This is a genomic window from Pseudomonas sp. yb_5 (genome assembly GCF_043103865.1).
Taxonomy (GTDB): Bacteria; Pseudomonadota; Gammaproteobacteria; order Pseudomonadales; family Pseudomonadaceae; genus Aquipseudomonas; species Aquipseudomonas putida_Y.
This window is the reverse complement of sequence record NZ_JBICKE010000073.1, coordinates 34483-58644: the sequence shown is the minus strand read 5'-3', so window position 1 is coordinate 58644 and position 24162 is coordinate 34483. Positions and strand designations below refer to the sequence as shown.

Annotated in this window: 14 protein-coding genes and 1 pseudogene; 8 read left to right on the top strand and 7 right to left on the bottom strand. The window is 63.3% G+C overall.

The window, feature by feature from the left end:
* The first annotated feature begins 29 nt into the window (after nt 1-29).
* The 5 genes from ACF8GF_RS11625 to ACF8GF_RS11605 all read left to right on the top strand — a co-directional run bounded on the left by ACF8GF_RS11625 (nt 30) and on the right by ACF8GF_RS11605 (nt 6208).
* Complete coding sequence (locus ACF8GF_RS11625) at nt 30-1346, top strand: MFS transporter (protein WP_209965294.1); 1317 nt, start codon at nt 30-32, stop codon at nt 1344-1346.
* 14 nt (nt 1347-1360) lie between these two features.
* The gene (locus ACF8GF_RS11620) at nt 1361-2752 is read left to right on the top strand and encodes an FAD-dependent oxidoreductase (RefSeq protein ID WP_176684674.1); all 1392 of its coding nucleotides are present in this window, start codon (nt 1361-1363) and stop codon (nt 2750-2752) included.
* Nucleotides 2753-2849: 97 nt separating this feature from the next.
* Complete coding sequence (locus ACF8GF_RS11615) at nt 2850-3563, top strand: YebC/PmpR family DNA-binding transcriptional regulator (RefSeq protein ID WP_004575404.1); 714 nt, start codon at nt 2850-2852, stop codon at nt 3561-3563.
* A gap of 137 nt (nt 3564-3700) precedes the next feature.
* The gene (locus ACF8GF_RS11610; RefSeq protein ID WP_129931941.1) at nt 3701-4645 is read left to right on the top strand and encodes a LysR family transcriptional regulator; all 945 of its coding nucleotides are present in this window, start codon (nt 3701-3703) and stop codon (nt 4643-4645) included.
* A gap of 150 nt (nt 4646-4795) precedes the next feature.
* On the top strand, nt 4796-6208 hold the full coding sequence (locus tag ACF8GF_RS11605) for a pyridoxal-dependent decarboxylase (protein WP_209965297.1): 1413 nt from the start codon (nt 4796-4798) through the stop codon (nt 6206-6208).
* 67 nt (nt 6209-6275) lie between these two features.
* Here the strand turns inward: ACF8GF_RS11605 and ACF8GF_RS11600 are convergent, their stop codons facing one another.
* The gene (locus tag ACF8GF_RS11600) at nt 6276-7649 is read right to left on the bottom strand and encodes an MFS transporter (RefSeq protein ID WP_176684672.1); all 1374 of its coding nucleotides are present in this window, start codon (nt 7647-7649) and stop codon (nt 6276-6278) included.
* 289 nt (nt 7650-7938) lie between these two features.
* On the opposite strand from ACF8GF_RS11600, the gene quiC reads away from it, so the two are divergent.
* Nucleotides 7939-9846: a 3-dehydroshikimate dehydratase QuiC gene (gene quiC / locus ACF8GF_RS11595; protein ID WP_176684671.1), complete on the top strand. Its 1908-nt coding sequence runs from the start codon at nt 7939-7941 to the stop codon at nt 9844-9846.
* Between the two features lie 65 nt (nt 9847-9911).
* Here the strand turns inward: quiC and ACF8GF_RS11590 are convergent, their stop codons facing one another.
* The 3 genes from ACF8GF_RS11590 to ACF8GF_RS11580 are packed head-to-tail and all read right to left on the bottom strand — an operon-like array spanning nt 9912 to nt 12825.
* Nucleotides 9912-10580: a class I SAM-dependent methyltransferase gene (locus tag ACF8GF_RS11590; protein ID WP_392488102.1), complete on the bottom strand. Its 669-nt coding sequence runs from the start codon at nt 10578-10580 to the stop codon at nt 9912-9914.
* Nucleotides 10581-10591: 11 nt separating this feature from the next.
* Entirely contained in the window at nt 10592-11944 is a 1353-nt protein-coding gene (chrA, locus tag ACF8GF_RS11585) for a chromate efflux transporter (protein ID WP_392488101.1), read from the bottom strand.
* A 17-nt stretch (nt 11945-11961) separates the two neighbouring features.
* Entirely contained in the window at nt 11962-12825 is an 864-nt protein-coding gene (locus ACF8GF_RS11580; RefSeq protein WP_392488100.1) for a diguanylate cyclase domain-containing protein, read from the bottom strand.
* A gap of 200 nt (nt 12826-13025) precedes the next feature.
* On the opposite strand from ACF8GF_RS11580, the gene ACF8GF_RS11575 reads away from it, so the two are divergent.
* Nucleotides 13026-13511: an isochorismatase family protein gene (locus tag ACF8GF_RS11575; protein WP_020190308.1), complete on the top strand. Its 486-nt coding sequence runs from the start codon at nt 13026-13028 to the stop codon at nt 13509-13511.
* A 26-nt stretch (nt 13512-13537) separates the two neighbouring features.
* Here the strand turns inward: ACF8GF_RS11575 and ACF8GF_RS11570 are convergent.
* Nucleotides 13538-15637, bottom strand: a pseudogene (locus ACF8GF_RS11570) (amino acid adenylation domain-containing protein).
* Nucleotides 15638-15843: 206 nt separating this feature from the next.
* On the bottom strand, nt 15844-16542 hold the full coding sequence (locus ACF8GF_RS11565; protein ID WP_392488099.1) for a pirin family protein: 699 nt from the start codon (nt 16540-16542) through the stop codon (nt 15844-15846).
* A gap of 185 nt (nt 16543-16727) precedes the next feature.
* On the opposite strand from ACF8GF_RS11565, the gene ACF8GF_RS11560 reads away from it, so the two are divergent.
* Complete coding sequence (locus tag ACF8GF_RS11560) at nt 16728-19232, top strand: UvrD-helicase domain-containing protein (RefSeq protein WP_176684666.1); 2505 nt, start codon at nt 16728-16730, stop codon at nt 19230-19232.
* A gap of 7 nt (nt 19233-19239) precedes the next feature.
* Here the strand turns inward: ACF8GF_RS11560 and ACF8GF_RS11555 are convergent, their stop codons facing one another.
* Nucleotides 19240-24036 (bottom strand): NEL-type E3 ubiquitin ligase domain-containing protein, encoded by a 4797-nt coding sequence (locus tag ACF8GF_RS11555; protein WP_392519744.1) that lies wholly within the window; start codon nt 24034-24036, stop codon nt 19240-19242.
* Nucleotides 24037-24162 lie beyond the last annotated feature (126 nt).

Here is a 24162-nt window from a genome sequence, read left to right as displayed (position 1 = left end):
GGCACACTTGAGCAAGAGGTCAGACTTACATGAATCATTCCCTAGCCGCGTTCAAACGCTGGCGTATCCAGATTTTCGCCATCACCTGGCTGGCCTACGCCGCCTTCTACTTCACCCGCAAAGCCTTCTCGGTGGCCAAGCTGGGCATCGCCGAAGACCCAGGCTTCATGCTCGACAAGGCCGCCATGGCCAACCTGGACGCCATCTACCTGGCCGCCTATGCCGTGGGCCAATTCACCTGGGGCATGCTTGCCGACCGCTTTGGCCCGCGCGTGGTCGTGTTGGGCGGGTTGCTGATTTCTGCGGCGGCGGCAGTCGTGATGGGCAGTTACGCAACCTTCCCGATCTTCGCTACCTGCATGCTGGTACAGGGCCTGGCGCAATCCACCGGCTGGGCCGGCTTGTGCAAGAACATCGGCAGCTTCTTCCCGGCTTCGCAGCGCGGACGGGTGCTGGGCCTGTGGAGTTCCTGCTATGCCTTCGGCGGCCTGGTGGCCTCGCCGTTCGCGGGCTGGTGGGCCTACACCCTGGTGGGTACCTGGCATGCGGCGTTCTTCTCCAGCGCGGTCGTGGTGGCGCTGGTGGCGGTGCTGTTCTTCTTCCTGCAGCGCAACAAACCCGAGGACGTCGGCTTGCCGGCGGTTGAGCCCGAGCCGCAAAGCATGGCCCCGGCCGACAACCTGTGCAGCGTTTGGGCGCCACTGCGGGAAATCCTGCGCAACCGCACGGTGTTGACCCTGGGCCTGGCGTACTTCCTGCTGAAGCCGGCGCGCTACGCCATCTTGCTGTGGGGCCCTGTGATCGTCTTCGAGCAGATGCCCTCGGTGGGCAAAGTGGGCGCGGCAATCATCCCGACTGCTTTCGAACTGGCCGGGCTGCTTGGCCCGATCATGATTGGCCTGGCCTCGGACAAATTGTTTGGCGCCCGGCGCATGCCGGCCTGCGTGATCAGCCTGGTGCTGCTGACCGTGACACTGGCGTTGTTCATGGCGGCCATGAACACCGGCAGCGTGCTGCTGGTGGTGGCCCTGCTGTTCGTCATGGGCCTGACCCTGTACGGGCCGGACTCGATGATCAGCGGCGCTGCAGCCATCGACTTCGGCACCGCCAAGGCCGGCGCCACCGCAGCAGGTTTCGTCAACGGTTGTGGGTCGGTGGGCGCGGTACTGGGCGGGTTGCTGCCGGGTTATTTCGACGGCGTCACGGTGTTCATCGTGTTCGCTGGCTGCGCGCTGTTCTCGGCGCTGGTGTTGCTGCCGCACTGGAACAGCCGGCCGGCCATCAGCCCGCAAGGCACCGACGTGGCACCGAACACCAGCATGGCAATCAAGCCAATGCGTACTTAAAGGAAAGCGAGCGAATGAGACCCTTCTGGCTGCAACAGGCCCTGGATTCGGCGCAGGAGGCGGTATGCCCGCCGCTGCAAGGCGATACCCGTTGCGATGTGTGCATTGTCGGCGGTGGCTATACCGGCCTGTGGACGGCGCTGATGCTCAAGGAAGCGGTACCGGCCCTGGATGTGGTGCTGATCGAGGCCGACATCTGCGGTGCCGGTGCCAGCGGCCGCAATGGCGGGTGTGCGTTGTCTTGGTCGGCCAAGTACTTCACCCTCGAACGCCTGTTCGGGGGGGAGGAGGCGGTGCGGCTGGTGCGCGAGTCGGAGCGCAGCATCGCAGACATCGGTGTGTTCTGCACGGCCAATGGCATCGACTGCGACTTCCGTCTGGACGGCACGCTGTACACGGCCACCAACGCAGCCCAGGTCGGTGCCACCGACGCGGTGATCGCCGCGCTGGAGCACAAGGGCATCAACTCGTTCCGCCGCTTGCCGCTGGAGCAGGTGCAGCGCCTGGCCGGTTCGGCACGGCACCTGGAGGGCTGGTTCTCGCCGGCCGCTGCCACCGTGCAGCCGGGCAAACTGGTGCGCGGCCTGCGCCGGGTGGCCTTGCAGCGCGGCGTGCGCCTCTACGAAGGCACCGCCATGACCGGCCTGGAGCACGGTGCCCCGGTGCAGGTACGCACGGCCCACGGCACGCTGCGCGCCGACCGTGTAGTGCTGGGCCTCAATGCCTGGATGGCGCGCGTCTTCCCGCAGTTCGAGCGCAGTGTGGCGATCGTTTCCAGCGACATGGTCATTACCGAACCGTGCCCCGAGCTGCTGCGCCAGATCGGCCTGGACAGCGGGATCAGCGTGCTCGACTCGCGTATTTTCGTGCACTACTACCACAACACCTCCGATGGCCGGCTGATGCTCGGCAAGGGCGGCAACACGTTTGCCTATGGCGGGCGGATGTTGCCGGTATTCGACCAGCCGTCGCCGTATCGGCGGTTGCTGCGCGAAAGCCTTGGCGGCTTTTTCCCGGCCTTGGCCGAGGTGCCACTGGCGGCCAGCTGGAACGGGCCGTCGGATCGCTCGGTGACCGGCCTGCCATTCTTCGGCCGGCTGGACGGGCAGGGCAACGTGTTCTACGGCTTCGGTTATTCCGGCAGCGGTGTTGGCCCGTGCCACATGGGCGGGCAGATTCTTTCGTCGCTGGCGCTGGGGCTGGACAACCCGTGGACCCGGTCGCCGCTGGTCAAAGGGCCGCTGGGGCTGTTCCCGCCCGAGCCGATCCGCTACCTGGGCTCGCTGATGGTGCGCAATGCCATCCGCCGCAAGGAGCAGGCCGAAGATCGTGGTGTGCGCCCGCGAAGGCTGGACGTGCGGTTGGCGCGGTTTGCCGCAGCGGCGGGTAAGGCCGATAAAGGCTGATGAGATTTCTTGTCGATCCCATGCTCGAGGGCGTATAAAATGCACCCACTTTTGGCCGGTCGCTTCCTGAACCGGCCGCTGAAACAAGAGAGTCGACATGGGCGCACAGTGGAAAGCCAAACATAGAGAAACAGCGGCCAATGCCAAAGGCAAGATCATGGGCAAGCTGTCCAAGGAAATCCAGATCGCGGCCAAGTCGGGTGCCGATCCCGACATGAACCCACGCCTGCGCCTGGCCATCGTGCAAGCCAAGAAGGCTTCGATGACCCGCGAGACCCTGGATCGGGCAATCCGCAAGGGCGCAGGCCTGGACGGTGATGCCGTGCAGTACCACGCGGTGAGTTATGAAGGTTTCGCCCCGCACCAGGTGCCGCTGATCGTCGAGTGCCTGACCGACAACATCAACCGCACCGTCGCGCAAATCCGCGTGCTGTTCCGCAAGGGCCAGCTGGGTGCCAGCGGTTCGGTAGCGTGGGACTTCAACCATGTAGGCCTGATCGAAGCCACGCCTGCGAGCGCTGACGCTGATCCGGAAATGGCCGCGATCGAAGCCGGTGCCCAGGACTTCGAGGAAGGTGAAGAAGAGGGCTCGACCCTGTTCATCACCGACACCACCGACCTGGACGCGGTACAGAAGGCCCTGCCGGAGCATGGTTTCACCGTGACCGCGGCGAAAATCGGCTACACCCCTAAAAACCCGGTAAGCGCGGCCAGCCTGAGTGCTGAGGCGTTGGCCGAGGTCGAAGCGTTTCTCGAGGCGATCGACGAGCACGATGACGTGCAGAACGTCTATGTTGGCCTGACCGAGTAATCGTCGGGGCCGCGTTGCGGCCTGTTTGCGGGCAAGCCCGCTCCCGCAGGTTTTTCACGATGCTGAACGATGTGAGAACCCTGTGAGAGCGGGCTTGCCCGCGAGAAGGCCCTTGAATTCCACCGCAGGGAGCCTGCATGAACCCCACCTTCGCCTCCCTCAGCCTCGCCCACCTGCGCACCCTCGACCACCTGTTGCAGCTTAAAAACCTCAGCCACGCGGCCGAGCGCCTGGGTGTCAGCCAATCGGCCCTGAGCCGCCAGCTGGCCCACCTGCGCGAAGCCTTCGATGATCCGTTGCTGGTGCGCCAAGGGCGTGGTTACGTGCTTAGCGAACACGCCGAAGCCCTGGTCGAGCCTTTGCGCCAGGTGCTCGAAGAACTGCACGCGCTGCGCCAGCCCGCCATCTTCGACCCGGCGCGTTGCGAGCGGCGGTTCTGCCTGGCCGCTTCGGATTATGTGGCCGAGCACATGCTGCCGCTGCTGGTGGCGGCGCTGGAGCGCGAAGCGCCAGGTGTGTCGCTGGAGTACCGCACCTGGCAGGCCGGCCAGTACGCCTTGCTGGCCAGCGGAGAAATCGACCTGGCGACCACCTTGTTCGACGAGTCGCCGCCCAACCTGCATGGACGTCTGTTGGGTGAGGACCGCGCGGTATGCCTGATGCGCCAGGATCACCCGCTGGCCGCGCAGGCCGCGCTCAGCCAGGCCGACTACCTGGCGTACAAGCATGTGCGCATTTCGGGTGGTGGCGACAAGGACAGCTTCATCGATCGGCACTTGCGTGCACAAGGCCTGCAGCGGCGGGTCAGCCTCGAAGTGCCGTTCTTCTGCGCCACGGTACAAGTGATTGCCAACAGTCAGGCCGTGGCCACGGTCCCCGAGCACATCGCCCGGCAGCTGAGCCGTTTGCATGACCTGGCCTGGCGACCACTGGGCTTCATCGACCACAGCCAGCGGTACTGGGTTGTGTGGCACCAGCGCCTGCAGGCCTCGGCCGAGCACCGCTGGTTGCGTAACCGGGTATTCGAGTTGTGGCGCCAGTCGCAGTTTGGTGTACAGGGCGGGCATGCAGGTTCGCCATAGCAGCTATGCGGGAAGCGGGGTTATTCGGCCGGGGATAGGTGCCTAGACTGGGGGCATTGTGTTGATTGTGCGGCTTCTTCGCGGCTGTAGGAGCGGGTTTACCCGCGAAAGGGCCTGCACAGGCAATGGATAACCCCCAGGAGAGCTAGCGTGACCCCCGAACAATTCCGCCAGTACGGCCACCAACTGATCGACCTGATTGCCGACTACCGCCAGACCGTGGGCGAACGCCCGGTCATGGCCCAGGTCGAGCCTGGCTACCTCAAGGCTGCCTTGCCCGCAACTGCCCCTCAACAAGGCGAACCTTTCGCGGCCATTCTCGACGACGTCAATAACCTGGTCATGCCCGGCCTGTCCCATTGGCAGCACCCGGACTTCTATGGCTATTTCCCTTCCAATGGCACCCTGTCCTCGGTGCTGGGGGACTTCCTCAGTACCGGTCTGGGCGTGCTGGGCCTGTCATGGCAATCCAGCCCGGCCCTGAGCGAACTGGAAGAAACCACCCTCGACTGGCTGCGCCAGTTGCTCGGCCTTTCTGCTCAATGGAGTGGCGTGATCCAGGACACCGCCTCGACCAGCACCCTGGTGGCGCTGATCAGTGCCCGTGAGCGCGCCACCGACTACGCCTTGGTACGCGGCGGCCTGCAGGCCGAAGCCAAGCCGTTGATCGTGTATGTCAGCGCCCACGCTCACAGCTCGGTGGACAAGGCTGCACTGCTGGCAGGTTTTGGTCGCGACAATATCCGCCTGATCCCCACCGACGAACGCTACGCCCTGCGCCCAGAGGCACTGCAGGCGGCGATCGAGCAGGACCTGGCTGCCGGCAACCAGCCCTGCGCCGTGGTTGCCACCACCGGCACTACGACGACCACTGCCCTCGACCCGCTGCGCCCGGTGGGCGAAATCGCCCAGGCCAATGGGCTGTGGTTGCACGTAGACTCGGCCATGGCCGGCTCGGCGATGATCCTGCCCGAGTGCCGCTGGATGTGGGATGGCATCGAGCTGGCCGATTCGGTGGTGGTCAACGCGCACAAATGGCTGGGTGTGGCCTTCGATTGCTCGATCTACTACGTGCGCGATCCGCAACACCTGATCCGGGTGATGAGCACCAATCCCAGCTACCTGCAGTCGGCGGTGGATGGCGAGGTGAAGAACCTGCGCGACTGGGGCATTCCGCTGGGCCGTCGGTTCCGTGCCTTGAAGCTGTGGTTCATGTTGCGCAGCGAGGGTGTAGACGCATTGCAGGCGCGGCTGCGGCGTGACCTGGACAATGCCCAGTGGCTGGCGGGGCAGGTCGAGGCGGCGGCGGAGTGGGAAGTGCTGGCGCCAGTACAGCTGCAGACCTTGTGCATTCGCCATCGACCGGCCGGGCTTGAAGGGGATGCGCTGGATGCGCATACCAAGGGCTGGGCCGAGCGGTTGAATGCGTCCGGGGATGCCTATGTGACGCCGGCTACACTGGACGGGCGATGGATGGTGCGGGTTTCGATTGGTGCGCTGCCGACCGAGCGGGGGGATGTGCAGCGGCTGTGGGCACGCCTGCAGGACGTGATCAAAGGCTGAAGCCTGTACGGTACGTGTGTGAGCGGGCTTGACCGCGAAGGGGCTGCAAAGCAGCCCCTGCAATCTATCAGTGACTCACCGCCTGAAAGCTACCTTTACGGCTGGCTTCATAGGCTGCCTTTTCCATCGGCTTGGCCTCTGGGTTGCCCAGGTCTTCCATCGCCAGGCGGTGGGTTTCCGGGGCAATGTAGGCCGCCAGGGCGCACACGCCGGTGATGAAGAAGGCCAGCCCACCGACTACCAGCGGAATATTGTCCGAGCCGGGTGGGGCGACCATTGCGAACAGCGCGGGCAGCATGGCGGTGAGCATGGTGCCGATGTTCTGCGCGATGGCCATGGCCGTCACGCGGTAGCGGGTGTGGAACAGCTCAGGGTAGAAGCTTGGGAATACCGCGTTGTAACCCTGGTAAACCATGCCCCACATGACGATCGAGGCGGCGAACGCCATTGGCACGTTCTGGATGCTGATCGCATAAAGGTAGACGAAGGCCAGCAGGCCTGAGCCCAGACAGCCAGCGATCATGGTCGGGCGACGGCCGATCTTGTCCGACAGGTTGCCCACGAACGGGATCACCAGCACCGCGACGATGTTACCGACCACCGGAATCCACAGGTACACACTCTTGTCGAAGCCGATGCCATACGCCGGCTGCACCGCGTAGGCCGCACCGAAGATGGTGGCCACGACCGGGATCACGTTCATCAGGGCCATGAACATCACCAGCACCATGTGCTTCCAGCTGTGGCGGAAGGCTTCGCTGATGGGCGATTTGACAACCTTGTCCTGTTTCTCTTCTTGAACGAACGCTGGGGTCTCGTGCACTTCCTTACGGATGATGAAGCCGGCAATCAGCACGACGGCGCTCATCAGGAACGGAATGCGCCAGCCCCATTCGGTAAAGGCTTCGCTGGGCATGAAGTAAGCCAGTGGCAGGAACACCGCTGCCGCCAGGACCTGGCCCGCTTGCACACCTTGCAGGGTGAAACTGGCGTAGTAGCCTCTTCGGCCAAACGGCGCGTGCTCCATGATCATGGAACTGGCACCGGAAATTTCCCCGGCCACGGCAAAGCCCTGGATCAGTCGCAGCACAACCAGCAAGGCCGGTGCGAGGTAGCCGATGTCGTGGTAGGTGGGTAGCAGGCCGACAGCCATGGTCGACAGGCCCATCAGGAACATGCACAGCAGAAGGACGTTCTTGCGACCGCGGGTGTCACCCCAGTGGCCCAGAACGAAGGCGCCGACCGGGCGTGCCAGGTAGCCCACGCCATAGGTGGCCAACGAGGCAATGATCGCCATCTTCGGGTCGGTGTTGGGGAAGAAAATCTGCGGGAAAATCAGCGCCGCGGCCTGGGCGTAGATGAAGAAGTCGTAGTACTCGAGTGCCGAGCCTATCCATCCACTGGCGGTCGCTTTCTTTGCTTGCGAGCTGGAGTGAGCCATCGTTGTCTCCGTTGTTATTGTTGTTTGCGCAGGTTCCGCCAGAGGTTATGCCAAGGCAGGAGGCAACGGTCGGTGTGCCTGCGTCTGTGGTCCATGTTGACCACGGGGCCGCGGTCTAGCAATTCGCTAAAACGGGTTTTGTGCGATAATCGAACGCAAAACTAACCATTCCGTACAAAGAGATTGAAGCGTCGACTTTACCTGCGAATAATCGATCGTGCCATAGACTGTGACAGGGGTTATTTGCCCGAATGGCACCGTATTCCTCCAACAACAAGGAACTCCCGCCATGCAGCGTTCGATCGCTACCGTGTCCTTGAGCGGCACTCTGCCGGAAAAGCTCGAAGCCATCGCCGCCGCCGGTTTTGACGGCGTCGAGATCTTCGAAAACGACCTGCTCTATTACGCTGGCAGCCCGCGCCAGGTGCGCCAGATGTGCGCCGACCTGGGCATTGCCATCACCTTGTTCCAGCCTTTTCGCGACTTTGAAGGCTGCCGCCGTGACCGCCTGCAGAAAAACCTCGACCGCGCCGAACGCAAGTTCGACCTGATGCAGGAACTGGGTACCGACCTGGTGCTGGTGTGCAGCAACGTCCAGGCCGATGCCCTGGGTGACGAGCAACTGTTGGTCGACGACCTGCGCCTGCTGGGCGAACATGCCGGCAAGCGCGGCCTGCGCATTGGTTACGAAGCGCTGGCCTGGGGCCGCCACGTCAACACTTACCAGCAAGTGTGGAACCTGGTGCGCCAGGCCGACCACCCGGCACTCGGGGTGATCCTCGACAGCTTCCACACCTTGTCGCTCAAAGGTGATCCAAGCGCGATCCGCGACATCCCCGGCGACAAGATCTTCTTCGTGCAAATGGCCGATGCGCCAATCCTGGCCATGGATGTGCTGGAGTGGAGCCGGCACTTTCGCTGCTTCCCGGGGCAGGGCGAAATGGACATGGCCGGTTTCCTGGCACCGATCCTCGCCACGGGCTACCGTGGCCCGCTGTCGCTGGAAATCTTCAATGACGGTTTCCGCGCCGCACCGACCCGGCAGAATGCTGCGGACGGCTTGCGTTCGTTGCTGTACCTCGAAGAGCAGACCCGCTTGCGCCTGGAGCAGGAGAACACGCCGATCGAGCCTGGCGTACTGTTCGCTCCGCCGCCGGCCAGCGCTTATGACGGCGTGGAGTTCCTGGAGTTCGCGGTCGACGAAGCCGTCGGCGCGCGCCTGGGCAACTGGTTGAAGCGCCTGGGTTTTGCCGAAGCCGGCAAGCACCGAAGCAAAGAAGTGCAACTGCTGCGCCAGGGTGATATCAACATTGTGCTGAACGCTGAACCGTATTCCTTCGGCCACAACTTCTTCGAGGCCCATGGCCCGTCGCTGTGCGCCACTGCGTTGCGGGTCAAGGACCAGCAAGCGGCCCTGAAGCGGGCCACCGCTTTCCGTGGCCAGCCGTTCCGCGGCCTGGTCGGCCCCAACGAATGCGAAGTGCCGGCGGTGCGTGCGCCCGATGGCAGCCTGCTGTACCTGGTGGAGCAGGGCACTGCCGGCCACACCCTGTACGACACCGACTTCAGCCTGGACAACAATGCAGCCGCGACCGGCGGGCTGCGCCGCATCGACCACATGGCCCTGGCCCTGCCGGCCGAGTCGTTGGACAGCTGGGTGCTGTTCTACAAGAGTTTGTTCGACTTCGCCGCCGACGACGAAGTGGTGCTGCCCGACCCGTATGGCCTGGTCAAGAGTCGCGCCCTGCGCAGCCAGTGCGGCACCTTGCGCCTGCCGCTGAACATCTCGGAAAACCGCAACACCGCAATCGCCCATGCGCTTTCAAGCTACCGTGGTTCCGGCGTACATCACATCGCCTTCGATTGTGATGACATCTTCCGCGAAGTGGCAAGGGCCAAGCTGGCAGGGGTGCCGCTGCTGGAAATCCCGCTGAACTACTACGACGACCTGGCGGCGCGTTTCGATTTCGATGACGAGTTCCTCAGCGAGCTGGCGTACTACAACGTGCTGTACGACCGCGACGCCCAAGGTGGCGAGCTGTTCCACGTCTACACCGAGCCGTTCGAGGAGCGTTTCTTCTTCGAGATCATCCAGCGCAAGGCGGGATACGCCGGTTACGGCGCTGCCAACGTCGCGGTGCGCCTGGCAGCCATGGCCAAGGCCCGCAGCGGAGCAGCGCGCAAGCCGGTGCTGTAGTCTGCCCCGGCCTGCCTTGTGGGAGCGGGGTGAACCCTGCTCCCACAGGATTGTTACGGCCCGATTCAGTGACGCTCAGCCACCATCAACAATGACTGCGGCACCGCGCTTTGCGGGTGCTGCGGCTCCTGCAAACCGACCAGTCGCAACCCTGCCATGTCCAGCGCATTCAGCCAGCTGGCCAGGGTGCGGAAATACCAAGGCATCGGTTGCCATTCCCCGGCGAACCCGGCAAAAGGCTCCTCTCGCCAGCCATCCTGATAATCCCCGCCGGCCACGCTCCACGGGTGCAGGGTCTGGATCACCAGCGCACCGCCTGGCACCAGCAACGTCCGCATTGCCGACAACAGTTCAATGATGTCCTGGTGCAACAGCGCGAAGTTGGCGCAGATCAGGTCATAGTCCTTGCCCACATGCACCTTCGCCTCAGCCAGCTGCGCATAGCTGGCCAGGTGCACCTCACACGCGCCCGCAGCTCGCGCTGCATCCACCAGCGTTCTGTCGCCGTCGACACCCACCGCCTCGATACCCCGGTCGGCCAGCGCGCGCAGCAGCCAGCCCTCACCGCAGCCCAGGTCGAGCACCCGTTCGGGCTGGCGGCCAAGGATGGCCAGCAGGATGGCCTGGTCAGTGACCTGGCGACGGCTCTCGATGGCGCCGTTGCGTACGGCGTCGATCCAGGCCTGGGCGTTATGGTGCCAACTGTCTAGCAAGGCGTCTTCAGGGTTGCGCATGATCGGCTCCATCAGCGGAAAAGGTGAAGGGCGAGCCCGGCAACGGCGCAGCCGATCAACACGTGTATCACCCCGCGCTTGTAGCGGAACAGCGCCACCGCCGCCGCGAGCGCTATCACAGCCGAGGACCAGTGGAACGCGCCATCGAACCCGTCCGGCCACAGCACGTGGTAGCCGAAGAACAGCGCAAGGTTGAGTATTACGCCCACCACAGCCGCAGTTATCCCGGTCAACGGGGCGGTGAACTTCAGTTCATTGTGGGTCGATTCCACCAGCGGGCCTCCGGCGAGGATGAACAGGAACGAGGGCAGGAAGGTGAACCAGGTCACCAGCCCCGCTGCCACTGCGCCCGCGAGGAACGCCTGGTGGGCGCCGAACATCGGCTGCAGGTAGCCACCGAGGAAACCGACGAAGGCCACCACCATGATCAGCGGCCCGGGCGTGGTCTCGCCCAGTGCCAGGCCATCGATCATCTGCGTGGGCGACAGCCAGCCATAGTGACCGACAGCCCCTTGATAGACATAGGGCAGCACCGCATAGGCACCGCCGAAGGTCAGCAGCGCTGCCTTGGTGAAGAACCAGCCCATTTGCGTGAGTGTGCCGTGCCAGCCAAAGGCCGCCATCAGCAGACCCATGGGCAGAAGCCAAAGCGCCGCAACCGCCAGCAGCAAGGTCACCAGGCGGCCCCACCTGAAGCGGGCGTGCGCGGGGATCGGGGTATCGTCGTCGATCAGCGCCGGGCGCTGGCGGGTGCTGGCGGTGCTGTGGCCCCCACCGGGCGTGAACTGTGCCGGTAGCAGCCGGCCGCCGACGTAACCCAGCAGTGCGGCCGTCAGCACGATCAGCGGGAAGGGGACGTCAAGCGCGAAAATGGCCACGAACGAGGCCGCGGCAATGGCCCATAACCAGCCGTTCTTCAGCGCCCGCGTGCCAATGCGGTGGGCGGCATGCACGACGATGGCGGTCACGGCCGGCTTGATCCCTGCGAAAATCCCGGCGACCACCGGTACTTCGCTCCAGGTCAGGTACACCCACGACAGGCCGATCAGGATGAACAGCGAAGGGAGCACGAACAGAGCACCGGCAATCACCCCGCCCCAGGTGCGGTGCATCAGCCAGCCGATGTAGGTGGCCAGTTGCTGGGCCTCGGGCCCGGGCAGCAACATGCAGTAGTTGAGGGCATGCAGGAAACGCCGCTCACTGATCCAGCCGCGCCGCTCCACCAGTTCCTGGTGCATGATCGCAATCTGCCCGGCCGGGCCGCCGAAACTGATGAACCCCAGCTTCAGCCAGAACAGCAATGCCTGGGCCAAGCCGACAGAGGCGGGTGCTTGCCCGACAGTACCTTGCAGGTGTTCATCCATGCGGTGTGCCTTTGCCTTCAGCCAGTCGCAGCGCGTTGGCGCTTGATTTGGTACATGTGCCCGTCAGCATGGCGCAGTAGCATGTCGGCATCGTTGCCGTCTTCGGGAAAGCAGGCCACGCCAATACTGCAGGATGGTGCATCGATGCCGGCAAACTCGGCGTCGAGCGGTTCGGCCATGACCGCGAGAATGTGCTGTACGTGCGTGGCAATGGCCTCCGGCGACGGGCAATCGGGTAACAGCACGGTGAATTCGTCACCGCCCATCCGCGCTACCGTGCCAGCTACCCCCACGCAGCTTTCCAGGCGCCGGGCCAGTGTGCACAGTACCCGGTCACCCACGCTGTGGCCGTGGTTGTCGTTGATCTGCTTGAAGTCATTGATATCGAGGAACAGCAAGGCCAGCCTGCGGTTGTGACGCCGGGCCGCTGCCAGGGCGGTGTCCAGCCGTTCATTGAACATGGCGCGGTTGGCCAGCCGGGTCAGTGGGTCATGATGGGCGAGGAAGCGCAGTTCGTCTTCGGCCTCGCGCTGGGCGGTAACGTCCCGCGCCACGCCGATACGCGCCTGGGCCTCATCGGACCAGCAGGCCGCCCACAGTATGTGCACCACGCTGCCATCCTTGCGAAGGTAACGGTTGCAAAAGTCGTAGTGCGGCTGGCCGTTCATTACCCGCATGATCGAGGCGCGCGTGGCCGGGAGGTCGTCAGGGTGCATGTAGCGGGTGATCGGCGTGCCGATCAGTTCGCAGGCTTCGTAGCCCAGCAGCGTCTTGCAGGCATCACTGACGAACACGATCTGGTTGCCCCTGTCGACCACGAATACCGTGTCCAGCATCAGGTGGATCAGCCTGGGGTACAACGCTTGCAGGTCTACGGGCATGGCTCAGGGTGTCCGCGGCAGGGTGACCGATCATAGCCTGAAGGAATACGTCGCAGCTACGGCAGCCTTCATGGTCAGGCGTGTCAAGGTATTCGGCGCCGCGTGCGCCAGCAGTCGGTGGGGGGAGCAACGATTGGTCATCAAGCCCCGGCGCCACGCGGTATACTCCGCGCCATTTTGCATGATGGCCGGAGTACGCTATGCGCCAGGTTTTGCTCATCGTCGATGTTCAGTCCACCTTCAGCCCGCCCGAGTGGCTGGTCGATGGCTTGCGGCGGTTGTCAGCGAACATTCCCACCATAGCCTCGGTCGAATTGCACGATGAACAGGTTACGCCGTTCGAGCGTCAGCTCGGTTGGCACCCTGCGGCCGAGGACGAGAGCCTGGTCGAGGCCGACCAGGTGTTCGTCAAGCATGGTTACGGGCAAAGTGCCGAAGCTATCGAGTACATCCGGCAACTGGGTGTAGAGCGGGTGCTGGTGTGTGGGCTGCAGACCGAAACCTGCGTGCTGGCCGCCGGCTTTGCCCTGTTCGATGCAGGGCTGATGCCCACGCTGGTGACAGACATGACAATAGGGTCATCGCTGGACCGCTCGGGCAAGCTGGGGACCGACCTGTGGAAGCACCACTTCCGCCAGGTCACCACCTCGGCCGAGGTGCTGGCTGAACTGGCCGGACGAGAATAGTGCATGCGGTGGCGGGTCATCTTCGTTCAGGCAGAGGTGGCGCGTTCAGCTGGATCGGCTCCACGCGCCTGCGGGTAAACAGCAGACGTAACAGGGTATTCCAGCAATAGCTCACCAGTACCCCTCCAGCGAGTGCCAGGGACACCTCGAACAGCGGGTGCCTGAAAACATGTTCCGCCACCGACTCGAATTGGAAATGTGTCAGGTAGATATACAAGGTAGACGAAGCGATCACCGCACCTGCCCGTGCAACCAGGGCGGGTACTGGCACCGAGCGGAACCAGACAAGTGCCAGTATCGCTGGCAGGGCGATGTCGACATAGCGTGTGAACGCTTGCCAGCCAACACCGGCAACCGCCATCAGGTCCAGCTCGGCAACCACCAGCACGGCCACCGCACTGGCCACCCATTTGCGTGAGGGCGTGTCGGCATGGTGGACGGCCATGCCCAGCACCATCACCGCCAGAAAGTGCTGGGGTACCCGGTTGAGCAGGACACTGGCGTCGAATACGAACTGGTTGAGGAGTACATCCAGCGCTACCAGCGCACAGGCAGCGATGATCAGCCAGCGAAACGGGTCGTCACGCAGCACCTGGCGCACGCGCCTGATCGACAGCACCAGGCCGATGATCACGATCATCTGCACCAACACTTCGATGTACCATGTAGTCAGGCAACTGGCCGGCGAGCGCCTGGCGCAGTTCGTCAGTTCGGGTGGCCTGCTGCGCGACGCAATAGGCCACCAGCCGGGTCGATGCAGCGTCGTGGTTGGCCAGGACCACGCATTGCCCTATGTGCGGGAGACGGCTGATGGCGTTCTCGATCTCCACCAGCTCGATGCGATGCCCACGGATTTTCACCTGGCTGTCAGCGCGCCCCAGAAAACTGGCGCTGCCATCGGCCAGGTAGGTGCCCAGGTCGCCAGTGCGGTAACAGCGGTCGGCCGCGTCGGCGGTGAACGGGTTGGCGATGAATCTGGCTTCGGTCAGCCCTGGGTCGCCCCAGTAACCACGCGACAGGTAGGGGCTGCGGATCAGGATTTCGCCTGTCTCGCCCTCGCTGACCAGCTGGTTGGCCGGGTTTATCACCAGCAATTGTGCATCGGCAATGCCTTTGCCCAGGGGCACCCGGGCATTGTCCATTTCCGGGTCGAGGGTGTGGAAAGCCATGGCCTGTGGGGTTTCGGTGGTGCCGTAGAAGTTCACATTGGCGGCATTCGGTGCGATGGCGCGGACCTGCTGGTACTGCGTGGGGCTGAGTGCATCGCCACCCCAGAACAGGTAGCGCAGCTGGTCGAGAACCTGGCGGTTCATGTGAGCGCCTGTTTCGATCAGTTTGCCCAGCGGCGGGGTGAGGTGGATCACGCTCACGCCATGCTGGTGAAGCCAGCTGGCCAGCCGTGAGGGGTCGGTCAGGGTCGACTGGGCCGGGCAGGCAATGGTCGCGCCAAGCGACAGTGGCGTGAACACGTCGCGGTATACCGGGTCGTGGCCCAGGCCGGAAAACAGCGAAAAGGTGTCGGCCCGGCTCAAACCATGCTGGCGCACATGCCAGTCGACGAAGTGCACCAGCGGTGCGTGGTGGGTGACGATGCCCTTGGGCTCGCCGGTGCTGCCCGAGGTGAAGGTGATGTAGTCCGGTTGCTCAGGGCTGACAGCGGGCAGCGCGACAGGTTGGCCAGGGAAGGCCTGCAGCGCCTCAGCGGGGGCTTCAGGCACCGTGACGACCATGGGCTGGCCGACGTCGACGGTTGCCTCGGCGCAGCGCAGTATCACCGCAGGCTTCAGGGTGCTGACGATTTGCTTGATACGCACGGCAGGGTAAGCGGCGTCAGCCACGGTGAAGGCCAGACCGGCACGCAGGCAGCCGAGCATGGCGTATACCAGAGCGGGGCTGCGGCGGGTGACGATGACCACACGATCGGTGCCGCTGGCGGCGTTTTTTACCAGAAACGCGGCAATGCCCGCGCTGATCTGCTCCAGTTGGGAGTAGCTGCAGGTTATATGCTGGCCAATGATGGCAATGGCCTCCGGGCAACGGCTGGCCTGTTCGATAAAAGCGTGCTGAATGGGCTGTTCGGCACGGTATTCCAGGCACAGCGTCGGGTTCGGGCGCAGGTCCGGCATGATGATCGAGTGCTCCGCATGACCGTTGGGCTGGCTGGTAGCACAACGCTAGTGCAGGCTGGCTGATGGCGCCAATGTTTGATGGCTGCCTTGCGGTAGCCGGGGAGGCCCAAGGCCGCAAGCCAGCCCCCACAAGACCCTGCTGAACCGGGTTGTTCTATGGGGGCAGCCCTTCGCTGCTACATGGATTGTCGCAGGCTGGGTTATCAGGCCACATCCACAAGTACGATCTCGCTGTCCTCGATGGCGGTCACCCGCAGCACCTCTTCCTGCTCGATCGCCACGCCATCGCGCGCCTTGGCCCGCAGCCCGTTGACATCTACCAGCCCCTTGGCCGGCACCAGGTAACCCCGGCGTGCGGCATCGAAGCGGTACTCGGCGGTTTCACCTGCCTGCAGGGTGGCAGCCACCAGGCGGGCATCGGTACGGATCTGCAGGCTGTCCTCGTCACCCGTGCGGCCGCTGGCCAGGGTCACGAAGCCTTCGCCGCGCTCGCCTTTGGGAAACGGCCGGCTACCCCACTGCGGTGCTTCACCGGTGCGCTCCGGCACAATCCAGATCTGGAAAATACGTGTGTCGATGTCCTCCAGGTTGTACTCGCTGTGCACGATGCCGGTACCGGCGCTCATTACCTGAACATCACCGGCTTCGGTGCGGCCCTTGTTGCCCAGGCTGTCCTGGTGGCTGATCGCGCCTTCACGCACATAAGTGATGATTTCCATATCGCGGTGCGGGTGCGGCGGGAAGCCGCTGCCGGCCGCGATCAGGTCGTCGTTCCAAACCCGCAGGTTACCCCAGTGCATGCGTGCCGGGTCGTAGTACTCGGCAAACGAGAAATGGTGGTGGGCGTCAAGCCAGCCATGGTTGGCGTGGCCGAGGCTTTCGAAAGGTCGTAGTTGCAGCATGGTCGTGCTCCTCAAATCAGTGGAATGGGGCCATGATGCGCCAAAGAAACATCGAAAATAAGCGTAAATATCGGCTTAAAACAATCTGTTAGGTAGATGTATTTTCTGCTGCACTTTATTCGCTTCATCGCCTAATCCACTGATCTGCAAGCATTCGCTGGCGATTTTTCGTCGATGCGGCGAACATGCCTGCTGTTTTGATTTTCAACGGAGTGACCGTGGCCCACGAGCAACCCCTGGCCCCCGCCGACCTTACCCCTCCTGCCCAGTTGCCCTGGTTTCGTCGCCTGGCCGCCCGCTTGCTGGGGCGTGGCCTGACCCGCCTGCAAGCCCAGCACCGCGACTCGTGGTTCCTCGGCCACGTCACAGGCCAGCGCACTGGCCATGCCGATGGTGTGCGTGAAGGGTTCGAGCGTGGTCGGGTGGAGGGCTATGAAGCGGGGCGCCAGGTGCTGGTGATCCGCGATACGCGCCCAGACAGCGCCGCCGTACCAGGCCAGGATGACAACTTGTTCGACGACTGGCGCCTGCCGTTGACGGCCGAGTTGAAAAAGCGCTTCAAGGCCGACGTCGCCCAGCGCCTGCCCGCCGAAGCCCAGCCCAGCGCCGCGCAATGGAAGCTGATCTTCAGTGACACCCCGTCTACCTGCGTGGTGGCAGGCGCCGGCGCAGGCAAGTCCACGTCGCTGGTGCTGCGCATTCTTTTGCTGCGTCATTACCTGGGTTACGAGCTGGATGCGATGACCGTGGTCACCTTCACCCGCGAGTCGCGCAAGGACTTCATCAAGCGCCTGCTGCAGGTGTTCGCCCTGTGGCAGATCAACCTGCAGCCTGCGCAGGCCCGCGAGCTGGTGCGCACGTTCCATTCGCGCATCCTGCCGCTGGTGCGCAGCCTGCCGGGCTTCGGCCAGGTGCGTGCATTTGAAACACTGGGCCATGAGATGCCTGCCGGGCGTGAGGCCGAGGCCGACAGCAACCCGTTCGACCTGCGCCTGAACGATGCCCAGCGCCAGCAGTTGAACCAGTGCTACAGCAGCTTGCTGGGTGAAAACCCGCGTTTTGCCGAGCTGGTCGGGCAGTTGCGCAGCGAAGCCTTGCAACTGAAGCCGCTGGACCCGAACAACCCCGATGTGCAGAAGCGCGCACAGGTGACCCAATTGGCGGCCCAGCGCGACGAAGAACTGTGCGACGTGATCGAGGACCTGTGGTTCGCCGCTGGCGTCTGGCCGATCAAGGGTATCGAGCCCTGCCGCGAAACGGTCGACATCCGTGGCAGCCGCTTTTATGTGCATGGCCGCCTGGAAGGCCAGGGGCCTTTGGTGGTGCTGGGCTTCGACCCCGCACAAAGCGCGCAGTACCAGCGCCCCGGCGCCAAGCTGACCGTGCGTGCCGAGTGGGCGGTCAAGCGCACACTGTTGCAGGCGTTCTGCGACAGGCCACTGATCTGGCTCGACAACTACGCCATGGCCCGGCGCCTGGCGGCATCGTTGGCAGGCGATGCCGTGGCCGGCCCTGGCTTTGAGTACAAGGTCAAGGGCGAACTGGCCCCGGCGCCGCTGCTGGATGCGTTCGTCAGTGCGGCCAATTTCATCGAAAACCTTGGGTTGGAGGTGAACAATGCGGTGGCGGCGATGAGCTTCCCGTCTGGCGATAGCGATGCACTGTTCTTCGAGGCCCTGGCGCTGTACTGGAAGGCCCTGGAAGCGCACCTGCTGGACCAGTCGCCGCCGGTGATGAGCTACAACCGCATGTTCGCCCTGTTTGGCGAGAACAACCCGGAAAACCTGCACCTGCTGCCCGATCCGTTGCTGCGGCCGCTGGCGCACCTGCTGATCGACGAATTTCAGGACGTGTCGCCGCAGATCGTCAGCTGGTTGCGTGCCAGCCTTGCTGAAATACGACGCCGCGGCCCGGCCATGCACACCGGCCGCCATGCCCAGCATTCGTCGTTGCTGTGCGTGGGGGACGACTGGCAATCGATCTACGGCTGGCGTGGCAGTTCGCCCAAGTATTTCATGGAGTTCACCAAGGCGTTCCCGTCGCCGGCCAACACGCGGGTGATGCTGGTCGACAACTACCGCTGCCAGCAACAGGTGATCGATGCGGCCGAACATCTGGTCAAAGGCACCCCGGCGATTGCCGGCAAGAAAGCCCGAGCCAGTGGCCCGGCGGCCGAGTTGCCCGGCTCGCCGGTCAAGGTGTTCGACCGTGACGAGGCTGCGTTGGGCGAAACGCTTGTCGAGCACTACCAGCGGGGTGAGACGGTCATGATGCTGTACCGCAAGGGCAGTGACCGGGCCTTGATGAACGAGCACCTGCAAAGCGTGTTGCACGCCGACGCGGCGCTACCGGCCGAGCAGCGCCGGCTGCGTCAGCTGACCTATCACAGCGCCAAGGGTTTGCAGGCCGATGCGGTGTTCATGCTGGGTGACTGCCAGTACCTGACCAGCTCACCCTACAAGAACCAGGTATACCGCCAGGCCGGGCTGGGCAAGGCAGGTGATGCCCAACCGTTCGATTCGGCACAGAAGGAAGAAGTGCAGCGCTTGGCGTACGTGGCGGTGACCCGTGCAGTGCGGCACTGCTACTGGCATGTGGAGGCCGCCAGCGGTGACGCCGCAGCGGCTCCACGGGCGTCCAGCCAGGTCGATGGCAAGCAGGCCTTCTTCGAAGACCTGCGCGGGCAGTGAGTGGGGTTTAGCGGCCGATTGTTTGCGTCTGACGGGTGAGACTGGTCAGCAGACCGGTTTCAACCTGCTGCTGCTCGGCAGTCAGCGCGTCCACGCCCTGGCGATACTGCTGCTCGTTGATCACGACGCGACGCAGAACGCCTTGAGCATCCACGGGGCTTTCAGGCATCACCCTGGCCAAGGCTCGGAGCACAGAGCTGTCCAGGGATGTTACCGGGTCGGCGGTTTCATCCAGGCAGTAATAGAGATAATCAAGGCCTGGCCGCCAGAAGTCGGTGATCAGGCTGAACTGTGCCGCATGCTCTCGTTTCAAGTACTCGACCCAGCCCGGCTGCTGGTTCAGCCATTGCTCCCGGGCGGTGGCATCCCTGTCCAGGGAAAGGACCGCAGCTTGCACCCTTTCGATGACTGTATCGTTGATTCTGGCCGTATGGCGGTACAGCATGCCTCGGCTCGGCTCAGGGTAGTCCAGCGCGCTGGCCAAGGACTGGCGCAGGGCCAAGCGTACCTCGACATCGTCCACCAGCCCCGTTTGAAGTTCGCTGTCTGGAAAGGCTGAGGGGTCGTCGAGCTCATCATAGGGGGGGAGGTTTTCATCGAAGACCCCATCGAGCAGCGCCTGTTTGCGCAAGGACCTTCTCCAGCTGATGCGGTCGGCCAGTTGATTGACCTGACTGCGTCGATACAGCTTGCCATACAGGCTCAGTAGATCAGCCGGTCGACTACCGGCGACGGCTGCCGCTTCATGGGCAAGCACTTCTAACTCCAAGGCACTGAACGCGTCGGCACCTGCGTCGCCACAGGTTGGCGGGAATTCGCCGGCCACGATGGCGAGGCGCTCACGCAGCGCGGTGTCGTGGGCCGCGTCATCCAGCAGCTTCCAGACGCGTGCCCTCAGGGCCTCGCCATCACGCTGCGCTTCTGCTGACTGGGCAAGACGTTCGAGTACGCCCAGCAGCGCTGCGTTTTCACCTTGGTCGAACAGGTCGCTCCACAGTTGCTCCTCGGCACTGCTCGCCTCGCCACGGAAAATGCCTTGCCACAGTGGCACGTCTTCTGCGTGCTCGAATACGTTGACGCCGCTACTGCCCAAGCGTGCACGTGTCTGGGCTTCCAGGGTGTTGTAGTTGAACAGCCAGCGGCGCTCCGGCAAGTGCGCGGCGACATCGCGGGCAAACGGGGTACGCAGCACGCCAGGCAGGTCTGGCAGGGTACGAATGCGGTTGGACGAAAGGTTCAGATAGCGCAGTTGGTATTGGGGCTGGCTCATCAGGACTGTCAGGCTGTCGGGCCACTGCTGCAGTTCGCAACGCTCAAGCTCCAAGTGGACAAGACGGGCCATGAAGCGCAGGTCGGGCGCCCGTTGCAGTGGGTTACCTGACAGGTGCAGTACTGTGGGGTGGATCATGTCCTGAAACTGGGCGGCAAGGCTTTCGTCCAGGGTGATTTGATTGTGGCCCAGGCCGAGGGCATCCAGGGGCAAGCGCGTCAGGAAGCCCAAACTGGTGGTATCGAGTTGCAGCCGGTTACGGCTGAGCCACAGTAGCCGCAGGCCGGGCATTGCCGCGATGGCCTGTTGGGCGCTGGGTGAAAGGGTGGTCAAGCCATTGTCTGTCAGGCCCAGTTCACGTAGCCGCGGTGCCGACCTGAGCGCCTCGAACAATGTTTCGGCATCGATGTCCGGGTTGCCGACGATTTCCAGGGTTTCCAAGTTAGGGAAGCTTGCCAGGAAGCTGCCCTCCAGGCGCCGCATCTGCAGCCCCTCGAGCCTGAGATTGCGGATATGCGGCATGCGTGCAGTGAAAGCGGGTAGCGCTTCGAGTTGCATACGGTCCAGTACCAGTGTTTCGGCTTGCACGCCGCCTTCACGGCGCGAAGCACTCATCAGTCGCTCGGTGCATTGCTGGCGATCAAAGCGCTCTTCAAGGGTGCGGGCGGTGCTTACCCAGCGGTTGAGATCCCGGTTGAGGGTACGCTGCTCGACTTCCAGCTGGTTGATCGCGCTACCCAGGTCGCCTCCTCGAGCCAGTTCGGCTTGCAGCCCACTGATTTGCTCGCTGCTGAGTTCAGGGTAGAGCGCCCGCAGTCGACGTGCAGCTGGCAAGGCTCGTCCTTGCAAGCCACGGCCGCTAAGGGGATAGCCCAGCTGGCCGTTGGCCAATCGCAAAGGGGAGCGGAACCTGGGGTTGATGGGCTGTTGGCCAAGCAGTGAGGCACAGTGCTGGCGATCTCCAAGGGCGAGTTGCAGCAACCGGGCCGGGTCAGCCTGCGGGTGCGCGGCTTGCAGCGCCTGTTTGATGCGTAGACTGTCGTCGTTGGCCAGGCTGGGCCTGAACAGGCCGAGGAGGGCGCGGTCAAGCCGTGCTCGAGCTTGCAGAAGGCGTGCTTCCTCGGCAATGCGAAGCGGTACCCGCCCGTTTGTCAGGCGTTCCCGTTCGCCGTTGCTGATGTTGGCAAGCAATTCTTCAAGCGCGCTGTCCGGCAACCCGGGAAACTGCCGGGCGAGGGTTTGTGCGATTGGCGGGCGTGTGGGACGGCGTCTTTGGTGCAGGCTCTCGAACAGCGCCTCGCGATGCTGTTCCAGATGTTGCGCGAGCTTGTTGTTCAGTGCGGACGCTCGGCGCTCGGTCGGTGTGTCACCGAGCAATTGCTCAATGGCTTCTTCATCCATTTGATCCAGCACGGTCTGGCTCAACTGACCATTGTCCAGATCGGTACGGGTAACTTCGATTTCCACCTGGCCCAGCGTGTCAGGAGGGCCGTAGCGCACCGATTCGCCCCAGGGCTCTGGCCCTTGGTAAACCTTCAGCACCTTCCCCTCGGGCCACCCCGGCAGGCGCAGCAACTCGGGCAAGGCAAAGTTCTTGTACGCAGCCAGCGGCAACCCATGGCGTACACAGTTGATGATCTGTTGTGTCTGATTGTCCAGTTGCAACCGCTGCAGCATTTCGAGCAACAAGGCGGGTGGACGCAGGCCCGCTGTCTGGGCGCGGCGCAGTACGTCTGGATCGGTACCGGTACTGCGCATGGCATGGTCCAGTTCGCTGTCGTCCAGGCCTGCGCCATGGCTGCCGAGGCGGCGCGCGAGCTGTACGCGGTCCCATTCCAGAGGCTGTTCATGGGCCAGTTGCCAGCGGGCATCACCGTGATGCAGCAAGCGCGGGGCATAGGCCTGCGCATCCTCGGGGTGGCGCACGCGCCACTGCTGATCAGCGTCCTGAAACACCTCGTACAGGGTTCCATCCAGCTTCAGGTAGGTCTTCCCGTCGACGTGCATATGGCCGAGCAAATCGGGTTGAGCCCCCTCAGGAATAGCCACCGTGCTCGCATAGGGTTTCATGTCGGGGTGCCAGAGCACTTCCTTGTCTTCATGCCACACACTCTTCAAAGCATCTACAAAGCCAGAGGCCTGGACAACCCTGGCGCCTGCTGCAAAGCCGGCAATTACCCCCGCGTTGATGGCCAACGATTCCAGCTGTGCCAGTGCCTGCCGGGTATCACCTTCTTCCCAGGCCTCGAACCCGGTGAAAACAGAGCTCATCAGGTCGTAAGCAAAAACGCCTAGCATGACCGTGTTCAGCCCCGGCACGAAGAACGCGGCGACATTCAGCACGTTCATCCCTAGGTCGAACCAGTACTTCAGACGCTCGTGGCGGGCGTTGGCGTCGACTTCGGCGGTAGGCACAGCAATGGTTTTTGCGTCGGCCTTCATGCGCGCAAGGTGTGCGTTGTACAAGGTCGTCCAAGGGTCGGTTCTGATTGGCGAGAGCGTGAAAGGGATCACTGGCATGATTCGGGGTTTGCGTATGCCCGCTTCATCCTCTTCGAACAGCGCGATTTCCAGCTTTCCGGCGAGTTCTTTTTGCCTGTCCTTGTAGGCGAAATGCACCAAGGCTCGACGAAACTCGCTTTGCAATAGTCGACTGCGCAGGTGCTTGCCCGCTTCCTGACGACAAGCGAACTCCCTTACCGGGTGCTCGCTGTCGCCAGGGATATACACGATGCAGGGGTTCTTGCGATAAGGGTTGTCTGGCCCGATGAACAGTACTTCGTGGACGGGGATATCGAACAGGTTGAAGTTCCAGCACTGCAACGCCTCGTTTTCATAGGCGGGCTGAGGCTTGCCGTCGCACAGTTGCGCAAGCGCATCGAGCCCGGCCTTGCTCAGCAGGCCTTTGAGCTGGGCGATCAATGCCTGGACCCTCAAGGCCTCACGGTTTGCAGCAATCGACAGGCGCTGGATTTCAGCGCGGTTGGCGCCTTCATGGGTTGCAAGCAGGTGGTCTTGATAGCGTTTGCCAAGGTCCAGCGCCCGACAGTGCCTGACGAAGTCCGCCATCGTCAGGCCTGCCAGGAGGGTGTCGCTGCCTGCGGCGTTGGTGAGCCTGCTGTAGGGGCCGACTTCGTCCAGCCCCTCGAAGTTGTGCAGGGCAGCTTCCAGCAAGCTGCGTGTTTGCGGCTGGCCTGCCGGGCGAGTAGCCAGCACATCCGCTTCCACGTTAGGGACCAAAGGTGTTTCCACATCGGGAACGCCGACCCAGATGTTGGCATCTGACTCAAAGGGCTGGAACACATACTGCGCCCTGTCTACAGGCACATTCATCTTCAACCGCTCGGTCAGCAGAGGGCTGCAGAACGCAATGATGTCCTTGAACTCGCCCAGCGCCTGTTTGACTTGCGCCAGCCGTTTGTTGCGCGCTTGCAACGCGTTGTGCAATCGCTCACGCGTTGGCTCATCTGCAGTGGCATACCACGAGTAAGGCGTGCCATCGTCATCCAGAAATTCCTTGTGCAGGCCCTGCACCACTTTGCGCGTATGCCTGGGATGGAGCGCCTTGCTCCAGTTCGGTAATGATCGGGTTATCTGGCTTTGATGTAAGGGTGTCGGGGTTGTCATGGTAACCATCTCTTTTGTGGGGGAGACAGTCCA